Consider the following 11,437-nt stretch of genomic DNA (forward strand, 5'->3'; position numbering starts at 1 on the left):
ACAACTGACATAAACCTCTGGCGACACCACAAAACAAATGTGGGAGCCAGCCTGCTGGCCATAGCGATTTATCCGTCGACATTGTCGTTGACTGATGAAACGCTATCGCTAGCAGGCTAGCTCCCACAGGGGCTTCAATGCGGGCTCAGACCAACGCTTTATCGAGGGCCTTTTCGATTTCCGATTTGATCATGCCGCTCATGGCCGACATCATCAGACCCAACTCTACATCGACACGGATCGAATCTTCGCTGACATGCACCGCGCCCTTCACCCCGGAACGCTTGAGGTTCAAGGTGTCGCCGGACCACTGCGGCTCCAGGCCATATTGATCGGACAGTTTCTGCGCCAACTGGTCGGCCTTCTCGCGGGCCGCTTCCTTGCCCAGGCCGTGGGCACGTTCAACACTAATACGGGCCATCGAATGACTCCTGCTTTATGGATACTTTCCTGAAGCATCTTGACCCTGACTGCGTCAAAACGTCCCGGCGGTTCTACATCTTACCTTCAGCCTTGCCAAGACAAAGCAGGCCACCGGGATTAGAATGTCCCGCATTCTCTTCTGGTGACAGCGATATGACTGATCAGCGCAAAGGCAGCGATGCCGAACCCACCACGCACTTCGGTTTCAAAAACGTTCCGGAAAGCCAAAAAGCGGAAAAAGTCGCTGAGGTTTTCCACTCGGTAGCCGCCAAGTACGACTTGATGAACGACCTCCTGTCGGGCGGCATGCACCGTTTGTGGAAGCGTTTTGCGATCGAACTGTCGGGCGTTCGCACCGGCAACCGCGTGCTGGACATTGCCGGCGGCACCGGCGACCTGACCAAAAAATTCTCGCACCTCGTGGGCCCGACCGGCCAGGTGGTGTTGGCCGACATCAATGAATCCATGCTCAAGGTCGGTCGTGACCGCCTGCTGGATCTGGGTGTGGCCGGCAACGTCGAATTCGTTCAGGCCGACGCTGAAAAGCTGCCGTTCCCGGACAACCATTTCGACTGCGTGACCATCGCCTTCGGCCTGCGTAACGTGACGCATAAAGAAGACGCCCTGCGTTCGATGCTGCGCGTACTCAAACCGGGCGGCCGTTTGCTGGTGCTGGAATTCTCCAAGCCGACCAACGCGCTGATGTCCAAAGCCTACGACGCCTACTCGTTCGCCTTCATGCCTTTGATGGGCAAGCTGATCACCAATGACTCGGAAAGCTATCGCTACCTGGCCGAATCGATCCGCATGCACCCGAACCAGGAAACCCTGAAGTCGATGATGGTCGAGGCCGGTTTCGACCGCGTGACCTACCACAACATGACCGCAGGCATCGTCGCCCTGCACCGCGGCATCAAACCCTGATGTTGCTGGCCGGCCTGCTCGCCAGCGTAGAACTCGGTCTGAACCGGGTGCTGCGTCTCGACAGCACGGCGCTACCGCGGCTGGCGCATTTGAGCGGCAGAGTGATTGCCGTCAACTGCCGAAGCCCGGCGCTGCAACTGTTCATCCTGCCCAGCGACGAAGGCTTGATGTTGGCGTCCCACTGGGAAACCGGCGCCGACTGCACCTTGCGTGCACCGGCCTCCAGCCTGTTGAAACTGGCGATGAGCAAGGACAAGACCTCGGTCCTGCATGGCCCTGAAGTTGAACTCGACGGTGACAGCGGCGTGTTGCTGGAACTGGCGGCGATCCTTCAGGACCTCGAGCTGGACTGGGAGTACGAACTCTCGCGCTGGCTGGGACCTGTGGCCACGCACCTGGTCGGCGGCCACCTGCGCAGCCGCGCACGCTGGTATCAGCAAGGATTTGCCAGCCTGGGTCAGAACCTGGGCGAGTACCTGGCCGAAGAATCGCGCACCCTCGTCGGTCAGCGCGAAGCCGAAGCACGATTCAGTGAACTGGACCAGATCAAACTCGATCTGGAACGTCTCGAGGCGCGTTTCGAGCGCCTTTCCCGATCCCTCGACCCAAGCGATAACGCATGAAGCTGCTTGCCGTCCGCCGTTTGTTGCGCATCCAGCGCGTTGTGATTCGCTACCGCCTCGATGACCTGCTGTTCGCCCTGCCGCTGCCGTGGTTTCTGCTGGCGCTGCGCTACGCCCTGCCGTGGCGCTGGTTCCCGCGCAAGCCGCTGGACCTGAGCCGGGGCGCGCGATTGCGTCTGGCGCTGCAGGACCTGGGGCCGATTTTCATCAAGTTCGGGCAGATCCTGTCCACCCGCCGCGACCTGCTGCCGGAAGACATCGCCGATGAGCTGATGAAGCTGCAGGACCGCGTGCCGCCGTTCGATTCGCAAGTGTCGATCAAGCTGATCGAAGAACAACTCGGCAAAAAGATCAGTGAAGTATTCAGCCGTTTCGACGTTGAACCGCTGGCCTCGGCGTCGGTGGCGCAGGTGCATGCCGCGCAGTTGAAAACCGGTGAAGAAGTCGTCGTCAAAGTGATTCGCCCCGGCCTGAAGCCAATCATCGCGCAAGACCTGGCGTGGTTGTTCATCCTCGCCCGCGCAGCAGAAAAACTCTCGGCGGATGCGCGCCTGCTGCACCCGGTGGACGTGGTCCAGGACTACGAAAAAACCATCTACGACGAACTCGATCTGCTGCGCGAGGCGGCCAACGCCAGCCAGTTGAAGCGTAACTTCGAAGGCTCGCCGCTGCTGTACGTGCCGCAAGTCTATTGGGATTGGTGCCGACCGAAAGTGCTGGTGATGGAGCGCATCTACGGCATTCAGGTCACCGACCTAGCGACCCTCGCCGACCAGCGTACCGACATGAAAATGCTCGCCGAACGCGGCGTGGAGATCTTCTTCACCCAGGTGTTCCGCGACAGTTTCTTCCACGCCGACATGCACCCCGGCAACATCTTCGTCAGCACCGTCAACCCGTGGAGCCCGCAGTACATTGCGATCGACTGCGGCATCGTTGGCAGCCTGACCCCGGAAGACCAGGATTACCTGGCGCGCAACCTGTTCGCGTTCTTCAAACGCGATTACCGGCGCGTGGCGCAATTGCACATCGACTCGGGCTGGGTGCCGGCGGAAACCAAACTCAACGAATTCGAAGCGGCGATCCGTACCGTTTGCGAACCGATCTTCGAAAAACCGTTAAAAGATATTTCCTTCGGCCAGGTGCTGATGCGCCTGTTCCAGACCGCTCGACGCTTCAACATGGAAGTGCAGCCACAGCTGGTCCTGCTGCAAAAAACCCTGTTGAACATCGAAGGGCTGGGCCGTCAGCTATACCCGGACCTCGATCTGTGGAACACCGCGCAACCGTTCCTCGAGCGCTGGATGCGCGAGCGTGTCAGCCCCAAAGCCCTGCTCGGTAACGTGCAGAGCCAATTCGAACAACTGCCGCACCTGGCCAACATGGCGCGCGATCTGCTCGAACGCATGTCACAGCCCCACGCTTACGACCCGCCGCCCCCGTGGCATCGACGTCGGGACGACTGGTTCCTGCGCCTGCTCGGTACCGCGCACCTGGCCGGCGGCGCAATACTGGCCATGGGCGGTCCGTTGAACGAACTGGCCTACTGGCCGGCCGGAATCATGATGGCCGTCGGTTTGTATCTGGTCGTTCGCCGATAGCCAGTTGTGCGATCCACTGGCACACTGTTTGAACGTTGGACTCTGCTAATGAAGTGCGGAGCCCGCTGTCGGAGTCGAAGATGAAAAACTGGCTGGACGAGATCAAGTGGGACGCCGACGGCCTGGTGCCGGCAATCGCCCAGGATCACAAGACCGGGCGCGTCCTGATGATGGCCTGGATGAACCGAGAAGCACTGGAACTGACCGCTGCCGAAAACCGCGCCATCTACTGGTCACGTTCCCGTGGCAAGTTGTGGCGCAAGGGTGAAGAGTCCGGCCACGTGCAGACCCTGCATGAGATGCGCCTGGACTGTGACGCCGACGTGATCATCCTGATGGTCGAGCAGATCGGCGACATTGCCTGCCATACCGGGCGGCAGAGCTGCTTCTATCGCGTCTTCGAGAACGGCGACTGGAAAACCGTCGACCCGGTTCTGAAAGACCCGCACGCCATCTATTCCGCAGGACACACACATGAGTGACACTCTGACCCGACTGGCCGAGGTACTGGAAGCGCGCAAAGGCGCCGCCGCCGACAGCTCGTACGTTGCCAGCCTTTACCACAAGGGCTTGAACAAGATTCTGGAAAAGGTCGGCGAAGAGTCGGTCGAAACCATCATTGCCGCCAAGGACGCCGCCATCAGCGGCGACTGCAGCGATGTGATCTACGAGACCGCCGATTTGTGGTTCCACAGCATGGTCATGCTCGCCCAACTGGGTCAGCATCCACAGGCTGTACTCGATGAACTGGACCGTCGCTTCGGTCTGTCCGGACACGTAGAGAAAGCCTCGCGCCCGTCCGCCTGAACAACTAATTAGAGAGGAGCAGCAACATGGGCATTTTTGACTGGAAACACTGGATCGTCATCCTGGTTGTTGTCGTGCTGGTGTTCGGCACCAAGAAACTGAAAAACCTCGGCACTGACGTCGGCGAGTCGATCAAGGGCTTTCGCAAAGCCATGAACGATGACGAAAAAACGGCCGACCCAACCGTGACCCCGGCTCAACCGGTTCCACCTGTTCAGCCACAAACCACGCAGTCCGTGAATCAGCCGCACACCATCGACGTGCAGGCGCAAAAAGTCGAAGAGCCGATCCGCAAAGACGTGTGAGCACTGACTAATGTTTGGTATCAGCTTCTCTGAACTGCTGCTCGTCGGCCTGGTGGCCCTGCTGGTGCTGGGTCCCGAGCGTCTGCCGGGCGCTGCGCGCACCGCCGGCCTGTGGGTCGGGCGTCTGAAGCGCAGCTTCAACGCGATCAAACAGGAAGTTGAACGTGAAATCGGTGCCGACGAGATTCGTCGGCAACTGCACAACGAGCACATTCTGTCGCTGGAGCAGGAGGCGCGGAAGATTTTCACGCCGACTCAGCAGGAAGCCACACCGGTTCAGCCGGTGGTGGAACAAACGATTCATGCGTCGACAACAGAATCCGCGCCTGCTGCACCGACGGAAACCGCGAAAGCTGTCGATGCGGTTGAAGCGGCGCCGGTTGTGGCGCATGCAGAACCCGTTGCTCCTGCCGCCGCGCCGATAACGCCGGCTCCTCACGACACCACTTTGCCGCCGCGAGTCTCATGAGCGATCTCCCAGAAAACGACCAGCACATGCCGCTGGTTTCGCACCTCACCGAGTTGCGTACCCGCCTGCTGCGCTGCGTAGCGGCGATTTTCATCATCTTCGCCGGGTTGTTCGCCTTCACCCAGCAGATCTACACCTTCGTCTCCACGCCGCTGCGCCAGTATCTGCCAGTTGGTGCGACGATGATCGCCACCGACGTGTCGTCGCCTTTCCTGACGCCGTTGAAGCTGACCATGATGGTGTCGCTGTTCCTCGCGATTCCTGTGATCCTGCATCAGATCTGGGGCTTCATCGCGCCGGGTCTGTACAAGCATGAAAAGCGCATCGCGGTGCCGTTGCTGGTATCGAGCATCATGCTGTTCTACGCCGGCATGGCATTCGCCTATTACCTGGTGTTCCCGCTGATCTTCAAATTCTTCGCCGCCGCCACCCCGGCCGGCGTGGAAATGATGACCGACATCAGCAGCTACCTCGACTTCGTCATGACGCTGTTCTTCGCCTTCGGCGTGGCGTTCGAAATCCCGGTGGCCGTGGTGCTGCTGGTGTGGATCGGCGTGGTCGACGTCAAGTACCTGAAGAAAATCCGCCCGTACGTGATCATCGGCTGCTTCGTGGTCGGCATGATCCTGACGCCGCCGGACATCTTCTCGCAGACGCTGCTGGCTGTACCGATGTGGCTGTTGTTTGAAATCGGCATCCTGTTCGGCGGCCTGATCAGCAAGCGCGGCGACCATCCGGACGACCAGCCGGTTGACGATCACAACGACCAGCCGCCAGCGACCCAAGCGTGAACCTGCTGCTGCTTGAAGAGGCCGACTTCATCGCGGCCGACCGGGCGATCCTGCGTGATCGCCGGTTGACCCACATGCAGGAAGTCCACCGCTGTGAAGTGGGTGACAGCATGCGCGTCGGGCGTATCGGCGGCCTGATGGGCTCGGCCGAAGTGCTGCGCCTGGACGCCGACGAAGCCGAACTGCGCGTCACCCTCGACCAACCGCCACCAGCCAAGCTGCCGCTGACCCTGGTGCTGGCCCTGCCTCGGCCCAAAATGCTGCGTCGGGTGTTTCAGACCGTGGCGGCCATGGGTGTGCCACGGATCGTCCTGGTGAACAGCTACCGCGTCGAGAAGAGCTTCTGGCAGACGCCGTTCCTCGAACCTGAAGCGATTCGCGAGCAACTGATCCTCGGCCTTGAACAGGCTCGGGACAGCGTGTTGCCTGAAATTGTCATCGAGAAACGTTTCAAACCGTTTGTCGAAGATCGACTGCCAGCAATTGCCGAAGGCACTCTGGGGCTGGTCGGCCATCCGGGCAATTACCCGCCCTGCCCCCGCGGTCTGGACGAACCGGTGACCCTGGCCATCGGCCCGGAAGGCGGTTGGATCCCCTACGAAATCGATCTGCTGGCCAAGTCCGGCCTGCAACCGGTGCAACTCGGCGAGCGCATCCTGCGCGTCGAAACTGCTGTCACTGCGTTGCTTTCGCGCCTGTTCTAAACACCCCGCTCCCACAGGTCATCATTCACTTCGGATATCGCTTCGCTGTACATCGGTCCGCACCTTCAGATTCCCGCCCACCAGCCGATACACCTCCCATAAAACCAACTTGTGGTCCGTGGGAGTTGCAGTATGTACCGATGGCTAGCCGAGAAACTGGGGAACGTCAGCGTCAATCGCAAACTGGGTGTCGGCTTCGGTCTGGTGCTACTGCTGACGCTGTTGATCACCGTCACGGGCTGGACCGGCCTGAGTGACGTGGTAAGTCGCGGCGATAAGCTGGGGTTCATTGCCAGCCTCAACGACTTGACCAAAGACTTGCGGCTGGCCCGCGTGGACTACGAAATGCGCCGTGGCGAACAGGGCCCGGGCGCCGTCAACGACCTGCTCGGTCAACTCGACACCGGGCTGAAAACTGCACGCACACTGATCGAGCAACCTGCCGATGCAGCCATGGTCGACCAGCAACTGGCCGCGGTCAGCGAGTACAAACAAGCCTTCGCCGCCATGACCCAGGCCGGCGCTAACCGCGAAGATGCTCGCAGCAAACTCGGCGCCAACGCCGATAACGCCGTCGCACGCGTGACTGAAGTCGAAAAATCCATGCAGCAGGGCGACAGCGTCGCCGATTTCAACGCTGTGGTTGAGGTCAGTAAATTGCTTCAACAAGCCCGCTATCAGGTTCGCGGATACACCTACAGCGGCAAGGCCGACGCCGAACAACCGGCGCTGGATGCCATTGCCAATGCCCTGAACAGCCTCGACAGCCTTCCGTCAAAACTGCCGCAACAGCACACTGCCAATCTGCAACAGGCCAGCGAATCGCTCAAAGCCTACCGTGCCGCCGTCAGCCAGTTCCGTGACTCTCAGGTCGCCAGCGCCGCCGCGTTGAAACGCATGGCCGCTCAAGGCAACATCCTGATCGACGTCAGCAAAAAGCTCACCGCCTCGCAAACTATCGTGCGCGACACCGACGCCACGCGCGCCAAGAACATGCTGTTGCTGGCCAGCGCCCTCGCATTGGTCTTCGGTCTTTTTGCGGCGTGGGCTATCACCCGGCAGATCGTCATTCCGCTGAGTCAGACGCTGAAAGTGGCCGAGCGCATCGCCGCCGGCGACCTGACCCAGAACCTCGTTTCCGAGCGCCAGGACGAACTCGGCCAGCTCCAGCGCGCGATACAAAGCATGACCCTGGGCCTGCGCGAGTTGATCGGCGGCATCAGCGATGGCGTCAGACAGATCGCCAGCGCCGCTGAAGAACTGTCCGCAGTCACCGAACAGACCAGCGCCGGGGTCAACAGCCAAAAGGTCGAGACCGATCAGGTGGCGACTGCGATGAACGAAATGACCGCCACCGTGCAGGAAGTCGCGCGCAACGCCGAAGAAGCCTCCGAAGCCGCGCTCGCCGCCGATCAGCAGGCACGCGAAGGCGACAAGGTGGTCGGCGAAGCCATCGCTCAAATCGAACGCCTGGCCAAGGAAGTCGGCAACTCCACCGAAGCCATGGGTCATCTCAAACGCGAAAGCGACAAGATCGGCAGCGTGCTAGACGTGATCAAATCCGTCGCCCAGCAAACCAACCTGCTGGCGCTCAACGCAGCCATTGAAGCCGCCCGCGCAGGCGAAGCCGGACGTGGTTTTGCGGTGGTCGCCGACGAGGTCCGCAGCCTGGCTCAGCGCACACAGAAGTCCACCGAAGAAATTGAAGAGCTGATCGTCGGCCTGCAAAGTGGCACCCAGCAAGTCGCGACCATCATGGACAACAGCCGCACCCTGACTGACAGCAGCGTCGAACTGACCCGCCGTGCCGGTGGCTCACTGGAAAGCATCACACGCACCGTGTCGGCGATTCAGTCAATGAACCAACAGATCGCCGCGGCGGCCGAGCAGCAAAGTGCGGTGGCTGAAGAGATCAACCGGAGCGTGCTGAACGTACGCGACGTGTCTGAACAGACCTCGGCGGCGAGTGAAGAGACCGCGGCCTCCAGCGTTGAGCTGGCGCGGTTGGGGACGCATTTGCAGATGCTGGTGGGCAAATTCAGAATCTGAAGGAGCAAGCAACTGACACAAGATCAATACCCGGATGAAGTGCCGACAGTTGAATTCTTTTCGAAACTATCAACTATCGGCACATTCCGAATTTAGTATGCCGATTCAGCCTCCAATACTGTCGAATCGATTGAACAGAGCATAAACAATTTTAATAACAAAAAATGATGTAACGCTCACTACAAGTAGAAAAACCGAAACAAACAAAGTCACCCCATTATACAGAGCGTCCAATGCGACGGAAGCAAACACAATCATTGGCAAAGCCGCGACCAGAAAATACAATACTATTTTCGAGTAAAACGTTGCAGGCAGCAATGCGAAGGTAAAAATTGACGCGTGAATATAATCAATAGGCAAATCACGCTGGGTAATGAAGGAGAACGAGTTAAAAGCCAATATAAAGGTAATGCTTGCCGCCACCCCTGCCACCAGCACAAGTAAATACAGAACAGTATTAGTCAAACTGAAAAAAAATGGCTGGAAATCAATTTTGTTCGATAAAATACAGATAACCACCAAGAGTAGAGCAACTAACAGGTAGTAAACCTGACACCACCGGAACAGAATCAGGACAAACAAATTAATAGGTCGAACCAGCAAAGCTTCCAGTTTCCCTTGCGTCAGTTGTCGAAAGAAGCCTGTGATTGCTGAGCTGAAAAAATTCACAAGCAAGCCTCCCAATGCATATGACATAAAAAAAATCATAAGCCAGTTGCCGTTGATTTCGTCAGCAGGTACAAATGAGCTTATTACGTCAAAAAAAACCAACTGCAGGCTGTAAAGCGTGAGCAATGCAAGCACTCCGCCTAACAAATTGATCTTATATCTCGCTTCTTCTTTTACCGCATTTTTGAACAGATTAATTATGTGCATTTACCCCCCCGCCCCCGAATATCTGCCAGTTGCAAATCTAAATATAACTTTGCAAGCCACTAGCATAATTAGAAACCAAACAATATAAAGACATATAAGCTCGATAAGCAAGCCACTGCTTGGACGCAGCAAGAACTCCGCTGGACCACTAATGATCAGGCGAAACGGATTGTATCTCATTAAAGGCTGAAGGTAGTCAGGCCAATAAGCGATAGGTAATAGCGTGCCTCCCATAACGCTTGCCAGAACCACTTGGAAGCTAAGTATCATATCGGGCCGCGTAAGCCAAAACGTCGAAAGCGACATTAAAAAGCCCAGCAAAAAACAAAAGAACAGATTTGTCATGCTTAAAACTACAAAACCCAAAACGCCTGTCCAGTCTCCTCCCGAAACCAACACAAAAATTGCGATAATCAATATAGGAGCATAATACAGGGCACTCTCTCCCAGAAAAACAAATAGATTATATTCGAAATAGCTTACTGGCTTAATAAAAATACCTTCCAACTGCCCTTCGTGGACATGGGTAGACACTCTCGATATAAGGTCGTAGGCATTATTCAAACGATTGAGCGCCAGTACAGCCACGTAATATAGATAAGTCTCTTCAAGACTATATTGCGATAATGCGCCAGCACTACCCTGATCATAGACAAATCGCCAAATTGCAAACTGTATAACGAATGGGACACCCGTCGCGACCACCAAATCCGTAATCAGCATAGACCGGTCCCTGTAAACCGACAGCAACCCGGTTTGCGCAAGTTTGTAATAAGCAATACTCATCACGAGGATTCACCAGACCATGTTTTGAAAAGATTAACCACGTTATTCTCAAAATCTAACGGGGATACTTCTAAATCATATAAACCTTCAGGAAACAAGTTGAAAACCGAACGCAACGATGCCTTGGGAACTAGATAGGTGATCTGATTCAACCCATCATTAAGAATGCTTACGCCCTGAATCCTGTCCACAGCTCCTTTGAAAGCCAGGAGACCTGATTCACTTTGGGTCGAATCCTTTGTGCTAACTACCAATTTGACATTGGCTGTAAAATTCTCGCTTAAATCGCGCATAGAGCCATCAAATCGGATTTTACCTTTATCAATGATAACGGCATCATCACAGCAGGATTCGATATCACCCAAATCATGACTCGTGAGAAACACCGAAAGACCACCATGCTTTCTTTTATAGTTTAGATACTTGCGTATTTCAAACTTCGACGTGACATCCAAGCCTACAGTTGGCTCATCTAAAAAGATTAGCTTTGGAGAATGCAAAAGATTCAACGTCAGCTCACACTTCACGCGCTCACCAAGACTAAGATTGCGCACAGGCTTGTGAAGAACGCGGCCAAGATTCAATGCATCAGTCAACTCATAAAGCCGCTCCCGATAGTCGCCATCTGCAATACTATAAATTTCTTTATAAGTATCTAGACTCGTTTTTACAGGGAGATCCCACCACAGAGATGTCTTATGTCCAAACACGACACCAATTTGTTTCAGAAACTCTCTTTGACGAAGACTGGGATCATATCCAAGAACTCTCACACAGCCTGAACTTGGTTTTTGTATTCCACACAAAATTTTGATCAAGCTGGATTTACCCGCCCCATTAGGCCCGATAAACCCAACTGCCGCACCACTGGAGACGGTAAGATCTATCGATTCCAAAGCCTTGAATGTAGTATATTTTGGTCTTATTAATTGCTGACACCAATCCGCAATACCCTCTGTCTCCCTGGCCAAGTAGTAGCTTTTGCAAACGGACTTCAAACTAATCAGAGTATCCATAGGCATTTATGGTTCCTTAATAGCACGACATCTCTGGTCATTAAATTATTTAAACTTTGGAAA

General features: G+C 56.1%; 14 protein-coding genes and 1 pseudogene. 11 read left to right on the plus strand and 4 right to left on the minus strand.

Annotated elements, in window-relative coordinates; translation table 11 throughout:
- Positions 1–145: 145 nt before the first annotated feature.
- A complete protein-coding gene (locus F8N43_RS20670; RefSeq protein ID WP_149416788.1) occupies positions 146–421 on the minus strand; it encodes a polyhydroxyalkanoic acid system family protein in 276 nt (91 codons plus the stop codon).
- A 155-nt stretch (positions 422–576) separates the two neighbouring features.
- Here F8N43_RS20670 and ubiE point away from each other — a divergent pair, with 155 nt between their 5' ends.
- The 11 genes and pseudogenes from ubiE (at position 577) to F8N43_RS29995 (ending at position 8,696) form a co-directional block, all read left to right on the plus strand.
- Entirely contained in the window at positions 577–1,347 is a 771-nt protein-coding gene (ubiE, locus tag F8N43_RS20675) for a bifunctional demethylmenaquinone methyltransferase/2-methoxy-6-polyprenyl-1,4-benzoquinol methylase UbiE (protein WP_007948968.1), read from the plus strand.
- Complete coding sequence (locus F8N43_RS20680; protein WP_150654280.1) at positions 1,347–1,970, plus strand: SCP2 domain-containing protein; 624 nt, start codon at positions 1,347–1,349, stop codon at positions 1,968–1,970. Before ubiE ends, F8N43_RS20680 begins: the two co-directional genes overlap by 1 nt.
- Positions 1,967–3,571, plus strand: coding sequence for a ubiquinone biosynthesis regulatory protein kinase UbiB (gene ubiB, locus F8N43_RS20685; protein ID WP_150639710.1), 1,605 nt, complete (start codon positions 1,967–1,969; stop codon positions 3,569–3,571). Before F8N43_RS20680 ends, ubiB begins: the two co-directional genes overlap by 4 nt.
- Positions 3,572–3,651: 80 nt before the next feature.
- Positions 3,652–4,053 carry a phosphoribosyl-AMP cyclohydrolase gene (gene hisI / locus F8N43_RS20690; protein ID WP_007899278.1) on the plus strand — a complete coding sequence of 134 codons (402 nt, stop codon included), beginning with the start codon at positions 3,652–3,654 and terminating at the stop codon, positions 4,051–4,053.
- On the plus strand, positions 4,046–4,378 hold the full coding sequence (locus F8N43_RS20695; protein WP_150634811.1) for a phosphoribosyl-ATP diphosphatase: 333 nt from the start codon (positions 4,046–4,048) through the stop codon (positions 4,376–4,378). Before hisI ends, F8N43_RS20695 begins: the two co-directional genes overlap by 8 nt.
- Before the next feature lie 26 nt (positions 4,379–4,404).
- Positions 4,405–4,683, plus strand: coding sequence for a twin-arginine translocase TatA/TatE family subunit (locus F8N43_RS20700; RefSeq protein ID WP_150634812.1), 279 nt, complete (start codon positions 4,405–4,407; stop codon positions 4,681–4,683).
- A gap of 10 nt (positions 4,684–4,693) precedes the next feature.
- Positions 4,694–5,152, plus strand: a complete 459-nt coding sequence (gene tatB, locus F8N43_RS20705) for a Sec-independent protein translocase protein TatB (protein WP_150634813.1) — start codon at positions 4,694–4,696, stop codon at positions 5,150–5,152.
- Positions 5,149–5,943, plus strand: a complete 795-nt coding sequence (gene tatC / locus F8N43_RS20710; RefSeq protein WP_008025235.1) for a twin-arginine translocase subunit TatC — start codon at positions 5,149–5,151, stop codon at positions 5,941–5,943. The genes tatB and tatC overlap by 4 nt, the downstream gene beginning before the upstream one ends.
- A complete protein-coding gene (locus F8N43_RS20715) occupies positions 5,940–6,647 on the plus strand; it encodes a 16S rRNA (uracil(1498)-N(3))-methyltransferase (RefSeq protein ID WP_150634751.1) in 708 nt (235 codons plus the stop codon). Before tatC ends, F8N43_RS20715 begins: the two co-directional genes overlap by 4 nt.
- 132 nt (positions 6,648–6,779) lie before the next feature.
- Positions 6,780–7,838 (plus strand): annotated as a pseudogene (locus F8N43_RS29990) (methyl-accepting chemotaxis protein); the annotation flags it as partial.
- A gap of 144 nt (positions 7,839–7,982) precedes the next feature.
- Positions 7,983–8,696 carry a methyl-accepting chemotaxis protein gene (locus F8N43_RS29995; protein ID WP_412071094.1) on the plus strand — a complete coding sequence of 238 codons (714 nt, stop codon included), beginning with the start codon at positions 7,983–7,985 and terminating at the stop codon, positions 8,694–8,696.
- Positions 8,697–8,801: 105 nt separating this feature from the next.
- Here F8N43_RS29995 and F8N43_RS20725 read toward each other — a convergent pair whose 3' ends face one another.
- The 3 genes from F8N43_RS20725 to F8N43_RS20735 are packed head-to-tail and all read right to left on the minus strand — an operon-like array spanning position 8,802 to position 11,380.
- Positions 8,802–9,572, minus strand: a complete 771-nt coding sequence (locus F8N43_RS20725) for an ABC-2 family transporter protein (protein WP_150634753.1) — start codon at positions 9,570–9,572, stop codon at positions 8,802–8,804.
- Positions 9,573–10,358 carry an ABC-2 family transporter protein gene (locus F8N43_RS20730; protein ID WP_150639712.1) on the minus strand — a complete coding sequence of 262 codons (786 nt, stop codon included), beginning with the start codon at positions 10,356–10,358 and terminating at the stop codon, positions 9,573–9,575.
- Positions 10,358–11,380, minus strand: coding sequence for an ATP-binding cassette domain-containing protein (locus F8N43_RS20735; protein WP_150634755.1), 1,023 nt, complete (start codon positions 11,378–11,380; stop codon positions 10,358–10,360). The genes F8N43_RS20730 and F8N43_RS20735 overlap by 1 nt, the downstream gene beginning before the upstream one ends.
- Positions 11,381–11,437: the final 57 nt, after the last annotated feature.

Source organism: Pseudomonas fluorescens, from assembly GCF_902498065.1.
Lineage (GTDB): Bacteria > Pseudomonadota > Gammaproteobacteria > Pseudomonadales > Pseudomonadaceae > Aquipseudomonas > Aquipseudomonas fluorescens_BJ.